This is a genomic window from Pseudomonas sp. NFX224, assembly GCF_048565165.1.
GTDB lineage: Bacteria > Pseudomonadota > Gammaproteobacteria > Pseudomonadales > Pseudomonadaceae > Aquipseudomonas.
Genome location: NZ_CP183416.1, coordinates 1,043,427 through 1,061,927 on the forward strand (window position 1 = coordinate 1,043,427; position 18,501 = coordinate 1,061,927).

Consider the following 18,501-nt stretch of genomic DNA (forward strand, 5'->3'; position numbering starts at 1 on the left):
TCAATCAGCCTTATCAGCAGTGCGAGCGGTAGGTTTACGAAGACGGGACACCGGCGCAACGTGGGCCGAGCCGTTATTCAGGGCGATCATCAGCGCGGGCAGCCAGCGGCCCAGCAGGCTGAACAGATCGCCGGCGCCGACCTGGCGGTTGGCGGTTTTCAGTACACGGCCAAGGCACGCATCGTCGTCCCGGGTGGACGGTGATGCCTTGAGCATGTCGCGCAAAGACTGTTCAAACGGATCGTGCATACGCACCTCTCGTGATGTCTGTGAAAGACGCGGTCAAATTTGGTCGGGTCACATGCTTTACCGTTACACCCAGCGCAAACGTCGGAACAACCACCACTGCCCGAGCGCCACCGAGAGCATCAGCAGGCAGGCAACGAGGAAGCCGTAGGGGCTTGCGGAAAACGGAATTCCCCCGACGTTGATCCCCAAAAGACCGGTCAAAAAACTCATCGGCAAAAAGATCCCGGTGATGATCCCGAAGCGATACATCGTGCGGTTCATGCGCACGCTCAATCGTCGGTCTTCGGCCTCCAGGACAAGCCCCACGCGCTCTCGGGTCAATTCCAGCTCTTCGAGATAGCGGGTCAGGCTGTTGTTCAATTCGTTCCAGTAATCACCATCATCTTCGACGAACCAGGGCAATTTGATCCGCGTCAGCTGACCAAAAATATCACGCTGCGGAGCGAGAAACCGTTTCAACGCAGCGGCCCGGCGACGGATCTGCAAAACAGCGCCGTGTTCCGGTGTATACCGTTCGTCGGCGTCCAGCTTTTCTTCTTCCTCATCGACCACTTCCGAGAGGCAACTGACCAGGTCCTGCACCTTGTTGGTCAGGTACTGCGCCATATAAAGAATGAGCTCGGAGGCGGTTTTCGGCCCCTTGCCCTCCTCCAGTTGCACCAGCAGCTCTTCGGTGGCGCGCAACGGGCGCAAACGCAGGGAAATCACCCGTTGGGCGGAACCGAAGATCCGTACCGACACCATGTCTTCAGGCTCGGCACCCGGATTAAGGTTTACCCCACGCAAAAATAGCAGCAGTTCGCTGTCGGAAAGCTGTAAAAGCCGCGGACGGGTATTTTCTTCAAGCAAGAGGTCACAGCTGAATTCACTCAGACCACTCGATTTGCGCAGCCAGGTCTGGGTTTGCGGGTGACTGCGATCCCAGTGCAGCCACAGGCTTTCATGGGCCTGCAGCTGCAAGTCATCAAGTTCTGTCCGGGCTATCGAACGCGCGCCGCCTTTACCATCCAGCACCAGAGCATGTACCAGCCCCCATTGCGCGTTTTCTTCCTCGAACATCCGCATTCCTTCAGTCAATCGGGGATTTTATTCAGGCATTTTCAGCGGGCTCGGCGAGATGATCACGCCGTTGTTGTCCGCATAGATGTAGTGGCCGGGATGGAAGGTCACGCCAGCGAAGGTCACGGCAACGTTGAGGTCGCCGATACCGCGCTTGTCGGTCTTCATCGGATGGCTGGCCAAGGCCTGAACCCCCAGATCGGTTTGCGCGATGACGTCGACGTCACGGATGCAACCGTAGATCACCAGCCCCTCCCAACCGTTTTTCGCGGCTTTCTCGGCCAGCATGTCGCCGAGCAACGCGCGACGCAAAGAACCGCCACCGTCGACCACCAGGACTTTGCCATTACCCTTCAGCTCGACTTGCTCCTTGACCAGCGAGTTGTCTTCGAAGCACTTGATGGTCACGATTTCGCCACCGAAGGAGTCACGGCCGCCGAAATTGCTGAACATCGGTTCCAGCACCTGCACCAGCTCCGGATAGGCGTCGCACAGGTCAGGCGTGAGGTAATGGTTCATCGAGAAACTCCTGTAAAGAGGAAGACGGCACGAACATCATTGATGATTCAATCATCGAAAATGACCAGAACAGCTCAATCCGTCATATCTTAGCCGCAAGCCGATCAGAGCGAAATGCCCCTGATAGAGCGTCCAGCTTAGTTTGCCGTGGCCAGGTTCGCTTGCTCACCCAACAGAGGCGTTTGCTGATCCGCTAGCCAACGGGCCACCAACGGCCAGACCTCCGCCTGCGCGGCTTTGCTGACCAGCATTTCTACATGACCGAAATTGTCGCCGAAGCCCTGCTCGCGCCCCAGATTGATGAATTGCTTGTGCTCGGAACCGATCTGCTCGAACAGCTTGCGACAGGCCCAGGCAGGGTCCTGATGATCATTGACGGCACTCACGGCCAGTACCGGCACCTGAACGTTAGCCAAACCGGCCCACCAGTCCTTGTCGGCATCGCCGAAGCGCCCGAACAAACCGTACCAACGCATGCTTTCCAGGGCCAGGCCAATTGGCTCGTCCTCCGGGCCGCGCTTGAGTCGGGAACCGGACAGCTGGGCAAAGCGCTTGAGGATGAAGCGACCGCTCCACTCCACCGGCGGAATTTTCAGCGGCCAGTAGGTGCGGCTGACTTGCGTGCCGAAAAACGCCGCAGACGCGACCACAGGCTCGCCGATGTACTCACCGCCCAGTGCCGCCGCCAGGGTGATGCCGCCCAGCGAGTGACCGATCCAGTGCGGGACCTGGCCGCTCTGTTCGCGGACGAAGGCGCCAATGGCCGGCAAATCGTAACGTGCATAGTCGGCGACACGGTTCTTGCGGTAGTTCTGGTTGCGCTGGGACAGGCCGTGCCCGCGCATTTCCGGAATCCACACATCGAATCCCAGACGCGTCAGATGAGCCCCGAGACCCAGGCCTTTAGGCGAAAACCAGAAGCGCCGATTGGAAAAGCTGCCATGCAACAGAATCACTGGCACGCCGCGCACCGCAGGCTCATCGGCCAGGCCCAGGCGGGTGACCGCCAACTCGACACTCGGATCCGGGCTGTTGGCCGGTTTCAAACGATAAACATCTTCGCTCAGATCACCGCGCCGCTCGGCGCTGATCAGGGCGACAGGAAATAGGTTGCTGCTGCTTTGCATAATCTCTTGCACAAAAAAGGGCGGCATCCTGATGGAGCCCGCCCTGCTTGAAACTCAAAAAGGCCGCCCCCCTGTGGGAACGGCCCGTTCACATCGGATCAAGCCTGAGCCTGACCCTCAGCCAGGAAGAACCAGGTTTCCAGTACGGAGTCCGGGTTCAACGAAACGCTTTCGATGCCTTGTTCCATCAGCCACTTGGCCAGGTCCGGGTGGTCCGAAGGGCCTTGACCGCAGATGCCGATGTACTTGCCAGCCTTGTTGCAGGCGGCAATGGCGTTGGCCAACAGCTTCTTGACGGCTGGGTTACGCTCATCGAACAGGTGCGCGATGATCCCGGAGTCACGGTCCAGGCCCAGAGTCAACTGGGTCAGGTCGTTGGAACCGATGGAGAAACCGTCGAAGAACTCAAGGAACTCCTCCGCCAGAATGGCGTTGGACGGCAGTTCGCACATCATGATCACGCGCAGGCCGTTCTCGCCACGGGCCAGCCCGTTTTCGGCCAGCAGATCGACCACCTGGCTCGCTTCGCCCAAAGTACGGACGAACGGCACCATGATTTCAACGTTGGTCAGGCCCATCTCGTTGCGCACACGCTTCAGAGCACGGCACTCGAGTTCGAAGCAGTCACGGAACGATTCGCTGATGTAACGCGAAGCGCCACGGAAGCCCAGCATCGGGTTTTCTTCTTCCGGCTCGTAGAGCTTGCCGCCGATCAGGTTGGCGTATTCGTTGGACTTGAAGTCCGACAGACGCACGATGACCTTTTTCGGCCAGAACGCAGCGGCCAGGGTGCTGATGCCTTCGACCAGTTTTTCGACGTAGAAGCCGACCGGGTCGTTGTAACCGGCGATGCGCTTGTCGACGCTTTCCTTGATGTCCAGCGGCAGACCGTCGTAGTTCAGCAGTGCTTTGGGGTGCACGCCGATCATGCGGTTGATGATGAACTCCAGACGGGCCAGGCCCACACCGGCGTTCGGCAGCTGTGCGAAGTCGAAGGCGCGGTCCGGGTTGCCGACGTTCATCATGATCTTGAACGGCAGATCCGGCATGGCGTCCACGGAGTTCTTCTTGATGTCGAAACCCAGTTCGCCTTCGAAAATGAAACCGGTGTCGCCTTCAGCGCAGGAAACGGTCACGCCCTGGCCGTCTTTCAACAGCTGGGTGGCATTGCCGCAACCGACCACGGCCGGGATGCCCAGCTCACGGGCGATGATCGCCGCGTGGCAGGTACGACCGCCACGGTTGGTGACGATGGCGCTGGCGCGCTTCATGACCGGCTCCCAGTCCGGGTCAGTCATGTCGGAGACCAGAACGTCACCTGGCTGGACTTTGTCCATCTCGGACACGTCCTTGATGATGCGGACCTTGCCGGCGCCGATGCGCTGGCCAATTGCACGACCTTCCACCAGCACGGTGCCGGTTTCTTTCAACAGGTAACGTTCCATGACGTTGGCCTGGGTGCGGCTTTTCACGGTTTCCGGACGAGCCTGCACGATGTACAGCTTGCCGTCGTCACCGTCCTTGGCCCACTCGATGTCCATCGGGCACTGGTAGTGCTTCTCGATGATCATCGCCTGCTTGGCCAGCTCGCTGACTTCAGCGTCGGTCAGGCAGAAGCGTGCGCGCTCGGCTTTGTCCACGTCGACGGTTTTCACCGAACGACCGGCCTTGGCTTCGTCGCCGTAGATCATCTTGATGGCCTTGCTGCCCAGGTTGCGGCGCAGGATCGCCGGGCGACCAGCGGCCAGCGTGCCCTTGTGGACGTAGAACTCATCCGGGTTCACCGCACCTTGCACGACGGTTTCACCCAGGCCGTAGGCGCCGGTGATGAATACAACATCACGGAAGCCCGATTCGGTATCGAGGGTGAACATCACGCCGGCAGTGCCGGTTTCGGAGCGAACCATGCGTTGCACGCCAGCCGACAGGGCGACCAGTTTGTGGTCGAAGCCCTGGTGCACGCGATAGGAAATTGCACGGTCGTTGAACAGCGAAGCGAACACCTCTTTGGCGGCGCGAATGACGTTTTCGACACCACGGATGTTCAGGAAGGTTTCCTGCTGGCCAGCGAAAGAGGCATCCGGCAAGTCTTCGGCGGTAGCGGAAGAACGGACGGCCACGGCCACGTCAGGGTTGCCGGCGGACAGCGCGGCGAACGCAGTACGGATTTCGGCGTTCAGTTTTTCCGGGAACTCGGCTTCCATGATCCATTGACGGATCTGGGCACCGGTCTTCGCCAGGGCATTCACGTCATCGACGTCGAGGGCATCAAGGGCGTCGTGAATCTGCTGATTCAGGCCGCTCAGTTCCAGGAAATCACGATACGCCTGAGCGGTCGTGGCGAAGCCACCGGGTACCGATACACCGGCACCTGCAAGGTTGCTGATCATCTCGCCCAGGGATGCGTTCTTGCCCCCCACGTGCTCAACATCGTGTTTGCCGAGCTTGTCGAGGGAAACTACGTACTCTACCAAGGTGATCTCTCCACTAACTGTGTTGGAAAAGCTCAGAAACCGGCTGCTTAAGTGTGCATTTGCCGGCTATATGGCCTGGACCTGGAAAATAAGTGAGAATGCGGGCCATTGGCGGCCGGCAAACCGCGCCTATCATATCCAAGATTCGTCACTAGCTTAAGGCCCAAGGTGCAAATGAAACGATCTGCTTTCTTTATCTCCGATGGCACGGGCATTACCGCCGAAACCCTCGGCCAGAGCCTCCTGGCGCAGTTCGAAAACATTACCTTCAGCAAAGTCACGCGGCCGTACATCGACAACGTGGACAAAGCGCGGGCCATGGTACAACAAATCAACAAAGCCGCCGAAACCGACGGCTTCCGTCCGATTATCTTCGACACCATCGTCAATCAGGACATTCGTGAGATTCTCGCGACCTCGAATGGTTTCATGATCGACATTTTCTCGACGTTCCTGGCACCACTTGAGCAGGAACTGACCGAGCATTCTTCCTATACCGTGGGCAAATCCCATTCCATCGGCACCAGTTCCAACTACATGGAACGTATCGAGGCCGTCAACTTCGCCCTCGACAACGACGACGGTGCCCGCACGCACTATTACGACAAGGCCGACCTGATACTAGTGGGCGTGTCGCGATGCGGTAAGACACCGACGTGCCTGTACATGGCGATGCAATTCGGCATCCGCGCGGCCAACTACCCGCTGACCGAAGACGACATGGAACGCCTGCAACTGCCCGCCGCCCTGCGCGCCCACCAGCACAAGCTGTTCGGCCTGACCATCGACCCGGACCGCCTCACCGCGATCCGCAACGAGCGCAAGCCCAACAGCCGCTATTCGAGCTACGCCCAGTGCGAGTTCGAAGTGCGCGAGGTGGAAAACCTGTTCCGCCGCGAGAACATTCCGAACATCAATTCCACACACTTTTCGGTGGAAGAAATCTCCGCGAAGATCCTTGTGGAGAAAGGCGTCGAGCGGCGGTTCAAGTAATTCTTTATTGCCTGTTCTGGCCTCATCGCTAGCAGGCTAGCGGCCCACAGTTGACTTGTGTTCACCGCAAATCCCCTGTGGGAGCTAGCTGCTAGCGATTTACCGATAACGCGATCGCCTAGATAACAAACAAATCCACAAACCGGTTCACCGGCGTCGCTTCAAGCGCTACCTGGTCCTTGCACAATTCAAAAACCTCCTCGCTGCGCTGCCCGGTGAATCGTGTCAGCAAGTTCGCCTTGAACTTGTCTTCCAGCAACGGAATGCCTTCGACCCGGCGCCGACGATGGCCAATCGGGTACTCCACCACCACGTTCTCTGTGCTGGCCCCATCCTTGAAAAATACCTGTACCGCGTTGGCAATGGAGCGCTTGTCGGGCTCCAGGTATTCACGGGTGAAACGCGGCTCCTCAACTATCACCATCTTGTCGCGCAGCACATCGATGATCGGATGCGCCTTGTGGAAATCATCCTCGTAGTACTCGGCGATCAGGTTACCGAAGGCCAGCGGCACGGCAGTCATGTACTGGATGCAATGATCGCGGTCGGCGGCATTGGCCAGCGGGCCGACCTTGGAGATGATGCGGATCGCCGACTCGTGGGTGGTGATGACGATTTTATCGATTTCATGCAGGCGATTGCGCACCTGCGGGTGCAAGGTCACCGCCGCTTCACAGGCCGTTTGCGCGTGAAACTCGGCGGGAAAACTGATTTTGAACAACACGTTTTCCATCACATAACTGCCGTACGGCCGCGAAAAACTGAAAGCCCGTTTGTCTTCAGGCTTTAGCGCCAGATCGTTGTTGGTATGGCTGAACAATACGTCGTAAAAACCCCACTGTTTGGCGCTCAGAATACCGGGAATACCCATCTCGCCGCGCATCGCAATATCCGCCAGGCGCACGCCACGACTCGACGCATCGCCTGCCGCCCACGATTTGCGCGAGCCGGCATTCGGCGCATGCCGATACGTGCGCAACGCCTGACCGTCAGCAAAGGCGTGGGACAACGCCGACAACAATTGCTCGCGGTTGGCACCCATCAGTTTGGCGGTGACCGCGGTCGAGGCGACTTTCACCAGGATGACGTGATCGAGGCCGACACGGTTGAACGAGTTTTCCAGAGCGATCACGCCTTGAATTTCATGGGCCATGATCATCGCTTCAAGAACTATACGAACAGTCAGCGGTGCTTCGCCATTGGCCAGACGTTTTTGTGAAAAATGGTCAGCCACCGCGAGAATGCCGCCGAGGTTGTCCGACGGATGCCCCCACTCGGCGGCGAGCCAGGTGTCGTTGTAGTCGAGCCAGCGCACGATGCAGCCGATGTCCCAGGCAGCCTTGACCGGATCGAGCCGGTAACTGGTGCCCGGCACGCGCGCACCGAATGGCACGACGGTGCCTTCGACCACAGGTCCGAGATGTTTTGTGCACTCGGGAAAACGCAGGGCCAGAAGGCCGCAACCCAAAGTATCGATCAGGCAGTTGCGCGCGGTATCCAGCGCCTCTTTGGACTCGATCTTGTAGTTGAGGACGTAATCGGCAATGTCCTGCAGGACCTTGTCGTAGTCGGGACGGTTGTTCAGATCGACGTTGGCACTCATGTTCGATTCACTCTATGAAGTGGGTCGTTGATGGGACCTCGGTTCAGGGCATTCTCAGTCAATGACAAATTCTTATTATTGAAATGCAGCCCACTGTGGGAGTGAGCCTGCTCGCGATGACTTCGGCACATCCGACATTGATGTCAACTGACACTCCGCTATCGCGAGCAGGCTCACGCCTACAGTAGTTCTGGGTGGATCCTAGAAAGAATCACCCGGCACTCGCACAAACCCTTCCATCAACACCCGGGCACTGCGGCTCATGATGGCCTTGTTCACGGTCCATTCGCCGTTGGCCTGGCTGGCTTCGGCGCCGACGCGCAAGGTGCCGGACGGATGGCCGAAGCGCACCGCGTTGCGTTCGATACCGCCCGCCGCGAGGTTGACCAGCGTGCCGGTGATCGCCGCCGCCGTGCCGATGGCGACTGCCGCCGTGCCCATCATCGCGTGGTGCAGCTTGCCCATGGACAGTGCGCGCACCAGCAGGTCGACATCGCCCGCCGCAATGGCTTTGCCGCTGGACGAAACGTAGTCCGCCGGTTTGGCTACGAAGGCCACTTTCGGCGTGTGTTGGCGCTTGGCTGCTTCGTCGATGTTGGCAATCAGGCCCATGCGCAGTGCGCCATAAGCGCGGATGGTTTCGAACATCAGCAAGGCTTTCGGGTCGCCGTTGATCGCACCTTGCAGCTCGGTGCCCTTGTAGCCGATGTCCTCGGCGTTGACGAAAATCGTCGGGATGCCGGCGTTGATCAGGGTCGCCTTGAAGGTGCCGACGCCAGGCACTTCGAGATCGTCCACGAGGTTGCCGGTGGGGAACATTGAACCGCCACCGCCCTCTTCGTCCGCTGCCGGATCGAGGAACTCGATTTGCACTTCAGCTGCCGGAAAGGTTACGCCGTCGAGTTCGAAATCGCCGGTCTCCTGCACCTCACCGTTTGTGATTGGCACATGGGCGATGATGGTCTTGCCAATGTTGGCTTGCCACACGCGAACCACCGCCACACCGTTGTGCGGAATGCGGCTGGCGTCCACCAGTCCGTTGCTGACCGCGAACGAACCGACCGCCGCCGACAGGTTGCCGCAGTTGCCGCTCCAGTCCACGAACGGCTTGTCGATGGAGACCTGACCGAACAGGTAATCGACGTCGTGATCGGCCTTGATGCTTTTCGACAGGATCACGGTTTTGCTGGTGCTGGAGGTCGCGCCGCCCATGCCGTCGATTTGCTTGTCGTACGGGTCGGGGCTGCCGATCACACGCAGCAGCAAAGCGTCGCGGGCCGGGCCGGGAACCTGTGCCGCTTCAGGCAAATCCTTCAGGCTGAAGAACACGCCCTTGCTGGTGCCGCCGCGCATGTAGGTCGCGGGAATCTTGATCTGAGCTGCGTGAGCCATGTTGCTCTTTCTCCTAACCTTGAAAACAGACACGGGACTTAAAGTCCCGTGTTTGCACAGCTGTATTAAACGGCAACCGCCGACTCTTCGAGGAAGTCCTGGGCGAAGCGTTGCAACACGCCGCCGGCCTCGTAGATCGACACTTCTTCAGCCGTATCGAGGCGGCAGGTCACCGGTACGTCGACGCGTTCGCCGTTCTTGCGATGGATCACCAGCGTCAGTTCGGCACGCGGGGTACGCTCGCCGATCACGTCGTAGGTTTCACTGCCATCAATCGCCAGGGTGTGGCGGTTGGTGCCCGGCTTGAACTCCAGCGGCAACACGCCCATGCCCACCAGGTTGGTGCGGTGAATACGCTCGAAACCTTCGGCGGCAATCGCTTCGACACCGGCCAGGCGCACGCCTTTTGCTGCCCAGTCGCGGGACGAACCCTGACCATAGTCGGCACCGGCAATGATGATCAGCGGCTGCTTGCGGTCCATGTAGGTTTCGATGGCTTCCCACATGCGCATGACCTGGCCTTCCGGCTCGACGCGGGCCAGCGAACCCTGCTTGACCTTGCCGTTTTCCTGAACCATTTCGTTGAACAGTTTCGGGTTGGCGAAGGTTGCGCGCTGCGCAGTCAGGTGGTCACCACGGTGAGTTGCGTAAGAGTTGAAGTCCTCTTCCGGCAGGCCCATTTTCGCCAGGTATTCGCCAGCGGCGCTGTCCATCATGATCGCGTTGGACGGCGACAAGTGATCGGTGGTGATGTTGTCCGGCAGCACGGCCAGCGGGCGCATGCCCTTGAGCGGACGCGCACCGGCCAGTGCACCTTCCCAGTAAGGCGGACGGCGAATGTAGGTGCTCATCTCGCGCCAGTCGTACAGCGGCGTGACTTTCGGGCCGGTGTCTTCATGGATGGCGAACATCGGGATGTACACCTGACGGAACTGCTCAGGCTTCACCGAAGCTTTCACCACTGAGTCGATTTCTTCATCGCTCGGCCAGATGTCTTTCAGGCGGATTTCCTTGCCGTCGACCACGCCCAACACATCTTTTTCGATGTCGAAACGGATGGTCCCGGCGATGGCGTAAGCGACCACCAATGGCGGCGAAGCGAGGAACGCTTGCTTGGCGTACGGGTGAATCCGGCCGTCGAAATTACGGTTGCCCGAGAGCACCGCTGTGGCGTACAGGTCGCGGTCGATGATCTCTTGCTGGATCACCGGGTCCAGTGCGCCGGACATGCCGTTGCAGGTGGTGCAGGCAAAGGCGACGACGCCGAAACCGAGCGCGTCCAGCTCATCGGTCAAGCCGGCTTCATCGAGGTACAGTGCGACCGTTTTCGAACCCGGTGCCAGGGACGACTTGACCCATGGCTTACGGGTCAGGCCGAGCTTGTTGGCGTTGCGCGCCAGCAGGCCGGCGGCGATCACGTTGCGCGGGTTGCTGGTGTTGGTGCAGCTGGTGATGGCGGCAATGATTACCGCGCCGTCCGGCATCTGGCCCGGCACATCGTCCCACTGACCGGAGATGCCTTTGGCGGCCAGATCCGACACCGCGACGCGGGCGTGCGGGTTGCTCGGGCCGGCCATGTTGCGCACGACCGAGGATAGGTCGAAGGTCAAACCGCGCTCGTATTGCGCGCCCTTGAGGCTGTCAGCCCACAGGCCGACCTGCTTGGCGTAGTTCTCGACCAACTGCACCTGTTCGTCTTCACGACCGGTGAGTTTGAGGTAGTCGATGGTCTGCTGGTCGATGTAGAACATCGCCGCGGTGGCGCCGTATTCCGGGGCCATGTTGGAGATGGTCGCGCGGTCACCGAGGGTCAGTGCCGATGCACCTTCGCCAAAGAATTCCAGCCAGGCGCCCACCACTTTTTGCTTGCGCAGGAACTCGGTCAGCGCCAGCACCATGTCGGTAGCGGTGATGCCCGGTTGCAGCTTGCCGGTCAGTTCGACGCCGACGCTTTCCGGCAGGCGCATCCACGAGGCGCGGCCGAGCATCACGCTTTCGGCTTCGAGACCACCGACACCGATGGCGATCACGCCCAGCGCATCGACGTGCGGGGTGTGGCTGTCGGTGCCGACACAGGTATCAGGAAAGGCCACACCGTCACGCACCTGAATCACCGGAGACATTTTCTCCAGGTTGATCTGGTGCATGATGCCGTTGCCCGGCGGGATCACGTCGACGTTCTTGAACGCCTTCTTGGTCCAGTTGATGAAGTGGAAACGGTCTTCGTTGCGACGGTCTTCGATGGCGCGGTTCTTCTCGAACGCTTCCGGATCGAAACCACCGCGCTCGACGGCCAGGGAGTGGTCGACGATCAGTTGCGTCGGCACCACCGGGTTGACTTGCGCCGGGTCGCCGCCTTGCAGGGCGATGGCGTCGCGCAGGCCGGCGAGGTCGACCAGTGCGGTCTGGCCGAGGATGTCGTGGCACACCACGCGGGCCGGGAACCAGGGGAAGTCGAGGTCGCGTTTGCGCTCGATGAATTGCTTCAGGGATTCGGTAAGCGTGGCCGGGTCGCAGCGACGCACAAGGTTTTCCGCCAGTACGCGAGAGGTGTAAGGCAGGGTGTCGTAGGCGCCGGGCTGAATGGCCTCGACTGCTGCACGGACGTCGAAGTAATCCAGTTGGCTGCCAGGCAGCGATTTGCGGAATTCAGTGTTCATCGGTCAGGACTCGGGTCACGGTAGTTTCAAAAGGCGGGGCCTGGCAAGGTCCAGAAATTCACACGATCCACTGTAGGAGCGAGCCTGCTCGCGATAGCGATGTAGCGGGTGACATTGATGTTGAATGTCAGTCCGTCATCGCGAGCAGCCTCGCTCCTACAAGGATCTGCGTTGCATTCAGATCCCGGCGTCAAGCCTCCACCATTCAGCGTTGTTCGATTGGCACGAACTTGCGCTGTTCAACGCCGGTGTATTCGGCGCTTGGACGGATGATGCGGTTGTTGGCGCGTTGTTCGTACACGTGGGCGGCCCAGCCGGTCAGGCGCGAGCAGACGAAAATCGGTGTGAACAACTTGGTTGGAATGCCCATGAAGTGGTACGCCGAGGCATGGTAGAAGTCCGCGTTCGGGAACAGTTTCTTTTGCTCCCACATGGTCTTGTCGATGGCTTCGGAAACCGGGAACAACACCTTGTCGGCCACTTCGTCAGCGAGTTTTTTCGACCAACCCTTGATCACCTCGTTACGCGGATCGTTGTCCTTATAGATCGCGTGACCGAAGCCCATGATCTTGTCCTTGCGCTCGAGCATGCCGAGGGTGCCTTTGATCGCGTCTTCCGGCGACGAGAAGCGCTCGATCATTTCCATCGCCGCTTCGTTGGCGCCGCCATGCAGCGGACCGCGCAGCGAACCGATGGCCGCGGTGATGCACGAATACAGGTCGGACAGGGTCGACGCGCAAACACGGGCGGTGAAGGTCGATGCGTTGAACTCGTGCTCTGCGTAGAGGATCAGCGAAACATTCATCACCTTGACGTGCAACTCGCTCGGCTTCTTGCCGTGCAGCAAGTGCAGGAAGTGGCCGCCGATGGACTGCTCGTCGCTCACGCAATCGATGCGCTTGCCTTCGTGGCTGAAGCGATACCAATAGGTCATGATCGCCGGGAAAGCCGCCAGCAGACGGTCGGTCTTGTCGTGCTGCTCGGAGAAGCTGTTCTCCGGCTCAAGGTTGCCCAGGAACGAGCAACCGGTACGCATCACGTCCATCGGGTGCGCGTCGGCGGGAATACGCTCCAGCACTTCTTTCAGTGCTTGCGGCAGGTCACGCAGCTTGCTCAGTTTGGTGATGTAGGCGCTCAGTTGCGCTTTGCTCGGCAGTTCGCCGTACAGCAGCAGGTAAGCGACTTCTTCGAACTGTGCGTCAGCCGCCAGTTCACGAACGTCATAACCACGATAGGTCAGACCGGCACCCGACTGGCCCACGGTGGACAGTGCGGTTTGCCCGGCTACCTGGCCACGGAGCCCGGCGCCACTGAGTACTTTTGCTTCGGCCATTTGTGCCTCCAATTGTTCTTGAATTTATCAGGGAGTAATTCGACTTACTTCTTCGCCGCGAACAACGCATCGAGCTTCTGCTCGAAGGTGTGGTAGTCGATGCGATCGTAAAGCTCCATGCGAGTCTGCATGGTGTCGATGACGTTCTGTTGCGTGCCGTCGCGACGGATCGCGGTGTAGACGTTTTCCGCAGCCTTGTTCATGGCACGGAAGGCGGACAGCGGGTACAGCACCAGCGACACGTCGGCAGCGGCGAGTTGCTCGGTGGTGTACAGCGGGGTCGCGCCGAATTCGGTGATGTTGGCCAGGATCGGTGCTTTCACGCGGTTGGCGAACAGCTTGTACATTTCCAGTTCAGTGATGGCTTCCGGGAACACCATGTCGGCGCCGGCCTCGATGCACGCGGCGGCACGGTCCAGGGCAGATTCCAGACCTTCCACCGCCAGGGCGTCGGTGCGGGCCATGATCACGAAGCTGTCGTCGGTGCGCGCATCAACGGCTGCCTTGATGCGGTCGACCATTTCCTGCTGGGTCACGATTTCTTTATTAGGACGGTGGCCGCAACGCTTGGCGCCGACCTGGTCTTCGATGTGAATCGCCGCCGCGCCGAACTTGATCATCGACTTGACGGTGCGCGCCACGTTGAACGCCGAGGAACCGAAACCGGTGTCGACGTCCACCAGCAGCGGCAGGTCGCAGACATCGGTAATGCGGCGCACGTCGGTCAGCACGTCATCCAGGCCAGTGATGCCCAGGTCCGGCACGCCGAGGGAACCCGCGGCCACCCCGCCACCCGACAGGTAGATCGCCTTGAAACCGGCGCGCTTGGCCAGCAGCGCGTGGTTGGCGTTGATCGCGCCGACCACTTGCAATGGATGCTCGCTGGCGACCGCATCGCGGAAACGCTGGCCTGGAGTGCTCTTGTTCAAACTCATGACTCACCTCGTTTGGCTGTCGGGTTGGCGCCGTCCTGGTAATGACGGGCGATGTTGCGTTTGGAGGCGCCGATGTGACGGCGCATCAACAACTCGGCCAGTTCACCGTCACGGTCGGCGATGGCATCGAGAATTCGGTGGTGTTCGGCAAAGGCCTGGTGCGGGCGATTGGGCGTAGTGGAAAACTGGATGCGGTACATGCGCACCAATTGATACAGCTCGCCGCAGAGCATTTGCGTCAGGGTGCGGTTGCCGCTGCCCTGGATGATTCGGTAGTGAAAGTCGAAATCGCCTTCCTGCTGGTAATAGCCGCGACCGGCCTGGAAGGCCTCGTCGCGCTCGTGGGTTTCCAGCACCCGACGCAGCTCGTCGATTTCTTCGACGCTCATGCGCTCGGCGGCCAGACGACAGGCCATGCCTTCAAGGGATTCACGGATTTCGTAGAGTTCGATCAGCTCGGCGTGATTGAGCGAAACCACCCGCGCCCCGACATGCGGCACGCGCACCAGCAAGCGTTGACCTTCGAGGCGGTGGATAGCCTCACGCAGCGGGCCGCGGCTGATGCCGTAGGTCCGGGCCAGTTCCGGTTCGGAGATTTTGCTGCCCGGAGCGATATCGCCTTTGACGATTGCCGCCTGAATACGGCGGAAGACGTTCTCGGAAAGCGTCTCCGTATCGTCTTGCGTAGAAACCGGGGGATCGAGTTGATCCAGCATATTGTCGACACCTTGAAATACAATGACGCAAAAACTAGCGAATACGCCCACATTAGTCAAATGATAAATAAACATTGTCGACAATCGTCCAATAACCGGTTGCACCATAACGAAGCAGCCCTTCTGTTTATAGCTACCCGTCGGCGCTGGCGCCACAAACCTGCCGTGCTAGAATGCCGCCCGCATTTGTTTGTCACATCTGCACTGCCTGTCATAAATAGCTGATAGGCATACGAGGAGCTTGCGCAGCGATGCCAGGGTCTTGAATCAAAGTACGGACCGCTGCGCACCAGGATTTATGAGACTCAAGCCCTTCCCCGCATTCCTTTATTTTCTTTTCTTGCCTGGCGCAGCGATGGCGGGAGAAAAGACTGTGTATGGCCTCAACGAATACGCGTCTCTGGGTGGCATCGACCTGGAAGTGGCCGCCAAACTCGATACCGGCGCGAAAACCGCTTCCCTGAGTGCCCGCGATATCAAGCGTTTCAAACGCAATGGTGAGTCCTGGGTGCGTTTCTATCTGGCCATCGACGCCGCCCATTCGCACCCGATCGAACGCCCGCTGGCCCGCGTCAGCAAGATCAAACGCCGGGCCGGCGACTACGATCCGGAAGAAGGCAAGAAGTACACCGCCCGTCCGGTGATCGAGCTGGATATCTGCATGGGCTCGGCTTTACGCAGCATCGAAGTGAACCTTACTGACCGAAGCGCTTTCCAATACCCGCTCTTGATCGGCTCCGAAGCGCTCAAACGCTTCGATGCGCTGGTCGACCCCAGTCTTAAATACGCTGCCGGCAAACCCGCCTGCGCTACCGACGCTCATACCGCAGAGTAATTCCAATGCGCTCTCTTACCCTTCATCTGAAAATGCTGATCGCCATCCTGGTGGTGCTGGGCATTTCAGTTACGGCCTATCAGATCTTCGTGCTGGGCATTCCCGTGACCGAAGACGCCACCGACGACTTGTGGAACATCGACGCCAAGGTCGAGTTCGTCGCCAGTGCCAAAGACCCGGTCAAGATCCAGATGTTCGTGCCGCCTTTGAGCCGCGATTACGTGAGCCTCAACGAGAGCTTCATCTCCAATAACTACGGCGTGGCCGTGAACCGGGTCGACGGTAACCGCAAGGTCACCTGGTCGGCACGTCGGGCCAAGGGCAACCAGACGCTTTATTACCGCCTGGTGCTGACCAAGCGCTACACCGCCGAAAAAGCCAAGGTCAAAGGCCCGACCTTCCGCGACAGCATCGCCATCGAAGGCCCGGAAAAAATCGCCGCCGAAGCCCTGCTCGCGCCGATCCGCCAGCATTCGGCCGACGTCGAGACCTTCATCAGCGAAGCAATCAAACGGGTCAACAACAGCAACGACGACAACGCCAAGATGCTGCTGGCCGGTGACCCGACGCCGGCGCACAAGGCAAAAATCGTCGAATTGCTGCTCTCCATCGCCCATGTGCCGGTGGAAAAAGTGCACACCATTCGCCTGGTGGCCGACCAGCCGCAAACGCCGGAACTCTGGCTGCGCAGTTTCAACGGCACCGACTGGCTGTACTTCAATCCGGAAACCGGTGAGCAAGGCCTGCCGACCGACCGCTTGCTGTGGTGGACCGGCGATGAAAACCTGATCACCGTCGATGGCGGCAAGAAAGCCACTGTCACGTTCAGCATGAACAACAGCGAAATGAACGCCATTCGCCTGGCCAAGCTGACCGACGAAAACACCGACGCCAATTTCCTCGAATACTCGCTGTACGGCTTGCCGCTGCAAACCCAGCAGACGTTCATGATCATGGTGATGATCCCGATCGGCGTACTGGTGATCCTGATCCTGCGCAACCTGATCGGCCTGCAGACTCTCGGCACCTTTACCCCGGTGCTGATTGCCCTGGCCTTCCGCGAAACCCAACTCGGTTTCGGCATCGTCCTGTTCACCATCATCACCGCGCTGGGACTGTCGCTGCGTTCCTACCTTGAACACCTGAAGCTGCAAATGCTGCCGAGACTGTCGGTGGTGCTGACGTTCGTGGTGGTGCTGATCGCAGCGATCAGCCTGTTCAGCCACAAGCTCGGCCTGGAGCGCGGCTTGTCGGTGGCGCTGTTCCCGATGGTGATCCTGACCATGACCATTGAACGCCTGTCGATCACCTGGGAAGAACGCGGCGCCAGCCACGCCATGAAAGTGGCGATCGGCACGCTGTTCGCCGCGTCCCTGGCGCACCTGATCATGAGCGTGCCGGAACTGGTGTACTTCGTGTTCACGTTCCCGGCGATTCTGTTGATTCTGGTGGGCTTCATGCTGGCGATGGGGCGCTATCGCGGCTACCGCCTGACTGAACTGGTGCGTTTCAAGGCCTTCCTGAAAAAGGCTGACGCTTGATGTTCGGTTTCTGGAAAACCTGGAAAGCCCTGGAAGCCCGGGGCATCATGGGCATAAATCGGCGTAACGCAGACTACGTGCTGAAGTACAACAAGCGCAGCCTGTACCCGATTGTCGATGACAAGATCATCACCAAGGAACGTGCGATTACCGCCGGCATCCATGTGCCGGAGCTGTATGGCGTGATCTCCACCGAGAAGGAAATCGACAAGCTCGGCGAGATCATCGGCGGGCGCAACGACTTCGTGATCAAGCCGGCACAGGGCGCAGGCGGTGACGGCATCATTGTCGTCGCCGACCGCTTCGAGGGTCGCTACCGCACGGTGTCCGGAAAAATCATTCCCCATGAAGAAATCGAACACCATATTTCCAGCATTCTCACCGGCCTGTACTCCCTCGGCGGGCACCGCGACCGGGCGCTGATCGAATACCGGGTGATACCGGACCAGATCTTCAAGAGCATCAGCTATGAAGGTGTGCCCGACATCCGCATCATCGTACTGATGGGTTACCCGGTGATGGCCATGCTGCGCCTGCCGACCCGGCAGTCCGGCGGCAAGGCCAACCTGCACCAGGGCGCCATCGGCGTCGGTGTCGATCTCGCCACCGGTCTGACGCTGCGCGGCACTTGGCTGAACAACATCATCACCAAGCACCCCGACACCACCAATGCGGTGGACGGCGTGCAATTGCCCTACTGGGACGGTTTCATGAAACTCGCCGCCGGTTGCTATGAGCTGTGCGGGCTGGGTTACATCGGTGTTGATATGGTGCTGGACCAGGAAAAAGGTCCGCTGATCCTGGAACTCAATGCCCGTCCGGGCTTGAATATCCAGATTGCCAACGATTGCGGCCTGACGCTGCGCACCCATGCCGTCGAGGCGCGACTGGAAGAGTTGAAGGCGCGCGGCGTGACTGAAACCGTCGAAGAACGTGTGGCGTTTGTGCAGGAAATGTTTGGGCATATTCCGCCGGTTGAAGGTTGACCCGACATATCCCCTCTAGGAGCAATTCCCCGAGGGGACTACAATCGCCACCCCGCCTCGATGGCTGATCTACTCCGCC

General features: G+C 59.6%; 15 protein-coding genes. 4 read left to right on the top strand and 11 right to left on the bottom strand.

Features of this window, described 5'->3' with window-relative positions:
• The 5 genes from ACNYC6_RS04525 to ppsA form a co-directional block, all read right to left on the bottom strand.
• Positions 1–249, bottom strand: coding sequence for a hypothetical protein (locus tag ACNYC6_RS04525; protein WP_020801096.1), 249 nt, complete (start codon positions 247–249; stop codon positions 1–3).
• Between the two features lie 63 nt (positions 250–312).
• Positions 313–1,308: a zinc transporter ZntB gene (locus ACNYC6_RS04530; RefSeq protein WP_419711280.1), complete on the bottom strand. Its 996-nt coding sequence runs from the start codon at positions 1,306–1,308 to the stop codon at positions 313–315.
• A gap of 27 nt (positions 1,309–1,335) precedes the next feature.
• Entirely contained in the window at positions 1,336–1,827 is a 492-nt protein-coding gene (gene rraA / locus ACNYC6_RS04535) for a ribonuclease E activity regulator RraA (protein WP_046027054.1), read from the bottom strand.
• A gap of 137 nt (positions 1,828–1,964) precedes the next feature.
• Positions 1,965–2,954, bottom strand: a complete 990-nt coding sequence (locus ACNYC6_RS04540) for an alpha/beta fold hydrolase (RefSeq protein ID WP_419711281.1) — start codon at positions 2,952–2,954, stop codon at positions 1,965–1,967.
• Positions 2,955–3,052: 98 nt separating this feature from the next.
• A complete protein-coding gene (ppsA, locus tag ACNYC6_RS04545) occupies positions 3,053–5,428 on the bottom strand; it encodes a phosphoenolpyruvate synthase (RefSeq protein WP_419711282.1) in 2,376 nt (791 codons plus the stop codon).
• 174 nt (positions 5,429–5,602) lie between these two features.
• Between ppsA and ACNYC6_RS04550 the strand changes: the two genes are divergently transcribed.
• Positions 5,603–6,421, top strand: coding sequence for a pyruvate, water dikinase regulatory protein (locus tag ACNYC6_RS04550; protein WP_338585538.1), 819 nt, complete (start codon positions 5,603–5,605; stop codon positions 6,419–6,421).
• A gap of 118 nt (positions 6,422–6,539) precedes the next feature.
• Here the strand turns inward: ACNYC6_RS04550 and prpD are convergent, their stop codons facing one another.
• The 6 genes from prpD to ACNYC6_RS04580 form a co-directional block, all read right to left on the bottom strand.
• Positions 6,540–8,024, bottom strand: coding sequence for a 2-methylcitrate dehydratase (gene prpD / locus ACNYC6_RS04555; RefSeq protein ID WP_419711283.1), 1,485 nt, complete (start codon positions 8,022–8,024; stop codon positions 6,540–6,542).
• 201 nt (positions 8,025–8,225) lie between these two features.
• Positions 8,226–9,416, bottom strand: coding sequence for a 2-methylaconitate cis-trans isomerase PrpF (prpF, locus tag ACNYC6_RS04560; protein WP_419711284.1), 1,191 nt, complete (start codon positions 9,414–9,416; stop codon positions 8,226–8,228).
• Between the two features lie 65 nt (positions 9,417–9,481).
• Positions 9,482–12,076, bottom strand: a complete 2,595-nt coding sequence (acnD, locus tag ACNYC6_RS04565; protein ID WP_419711285.1) for a Fe/S-dependent 2-methylisocitrate dehydratase AcnD — start codon at positions 12,074–12,076, stop codon at positions 9,482–9,484.
• Between the two features lie 205 nt (positions 12,077–12,281).
• The gene (gene prpC, locus ACNYC6_RS04570; protein ID WP_419711286.1) at positions 12,282–13,409 is read right to left on the bottom strand and encodes a bifunctional 2-methylcitrate synthase/citrate synthase; all 1,128 of its coding nucleotides are present in this window, start codon (positions 13,407–13,409) and stop codon (positions 12,282–12,284) included.
• A gap of 44 nt (positions 13,410–13,453) precedes the next feature.
• Entirely contained in the window at positions 13,454–14,344 is an 891-nt protein-coding gene (prpB, locus tag ACNYC6_RS04575) for a methylisocitrate lyase (protein WP_008017616.1), read from the bottom strand.
• A complete protein-coding gene (locus ACNYC6_RS04580; RefSeq protein WP_419711287.1) occupies positions 14,341–15,060 on the bottom strand; it encodes a GntR family transcriptional regulator in 720 nt (239 codons plus the stop codon). The genes prpB and ACNYC6_RS04580 overlap by 4 nt, the downstream gene beginning before the upstream one ends.
• 298 nt (positions 15,061–15,358) lie before the next feature.
• On the opposite strand from ACNYC6_RS04580, the gene ACNYC6_RS04585 reads away from it, so the two are divergent.
• From ACNYC6_RS04585 to ACNYC6_RS04595, 3 genes are read left to right on the top strand one after another with little or no spacing between them, the layout of a single operon-like run.
• A complete protein-coding gene (locus ACNYC6_RS04585) occupies positions 15,359–15,895 on the top strand; it encodes an ATP-dependent zinc protease (RefSeq protein ID WP_338585533.1) in 537 nt (178 codons plus the stop codon).
• Between the two features lie 5 nt (positions 15,896–15,900).
• Positions 15,901–17,436, top strand: coding sequence for an inactive transglutaminase family protein (locus tag ACNYC6_RS04590; RefSeq protein WP_419711288.1), 1,536 nt, complete (start codon positions 15,901–15,903; stop codon positions 17,434–17,436).
• A complete protein-coding gene (locus ACNYC6_RS04595; RefSeq protein ID WP_419711289.1) occupies positions 17,436–18,422 on the top strand; it encodes an alpha-L-glutamate ligase-like protein in 987 nt (328 codons plus the stop codon). Before ACNYC6_RS04590 ends, ACNYC6_RS04595 begins: the two co-directional genes overlap by 1 nt.
• The last annotated feature ends 79 nt before the right edge of the window (positions 18,423–18,501 follow it).

Bases quoted from the DNA above. Each gene is read 5' to 3' on its own strand.
- ACNYC6_RS04580 (WP_419711287.1), bottom strand. From the start codon at position 15,060: ATGCTGGATCAACTCGATCCCCCGGTTTCTACGCAAGACGATACGGAG.
- prpD (WP_419711283.1), bottom strand. From the start codon at position 8,024: ATGAGTGCCAACGTCGATCTGAACAACCGTCCCGACTACGACAAGGTC.
- rraA (WP_046027054.1), bottom strand. From the start codon at position 1,827: ATGAACCATTACCTCACGCCTGACCTGTGCGACGCCTATCCGGAGCTG.
- ACNYC6_RS04530 (WP_419711280.1), bottom strand. From the start codon at position 1,308: ATGTTCGAGGAAGAAAACGCGCAATGGGGGCTGGTACATGCTCTGGTG.
- ACNYC6_RS04590 (WP_419711288.1), top strand. From the start codon at position 15,901: ATGCGCTCTCTTACCCTTCATCTGAAAATGCTGATCGCCATCCTGGTG.
- prpC (WP_419711286.1), bottom strand. From the start codon at position 13,409: ATGGCCGAAGCAAAAGTACTCAGTGGCGCCGGGCTCCGTGGCCAGGTA.
- ACNYC6_RS04550 (WP_338585538.1), top strand. From the start codon at position 5,603: ATGAAACGATCTGCTTTCTTTATCTCCGATGGCACGGGCATTACCGCC.
- ACNYC6_RS04525 (WP_020801096.1), bottom strand. From the start codon at position 249: ATGCACGATCCGTTTGAACAGTCTTTGCGCGACATGCTCAAGGCATCA.
- prpF (WP_419711284.1), bottom strand. From the start codon at position 9,416: ATGGCTCACGCAGCTCAGATCAAGATTCCCGCGACCTACATGCGCGGC.
- ACNYC6_RS04540 (WP_419711281.1), bottom strand. From the start codon at position 2,954: ATGCAAAGCAGCAGCAACCTATTTCCTGTCGCCCTGATCAGCGCCGAG.
- prpB (WP_008017616.1), bottom strand. From the start codon at position 14,344: ATGAGTTTGAACAAGAGCACTCCAGGCCAGCGTTTCCGCGATGCGGTC.
- acnD (WP_419711285.1), bottom strand. From the start codon at position 12,076: ATGAACACTGAATTCCGCAAATCGCTGCCTGGCAGCCAACTGGATTAC.
- ACNYC6_RS04585 (WP_338585533.1), top strand. From the start codon at position 15,359: ATGAGACTCAAGCCCTTCCCCGCATTCCTTTATTTTCTTTTCTTGCCT.
- ACNYC6_RS04595 (WP_419711289.1), top strand. From the start codon at position 17,436: ATGTTCGGTTTCTGGAAAACCTGGAAAGCCCTGGAAGCCCGGGGCATC.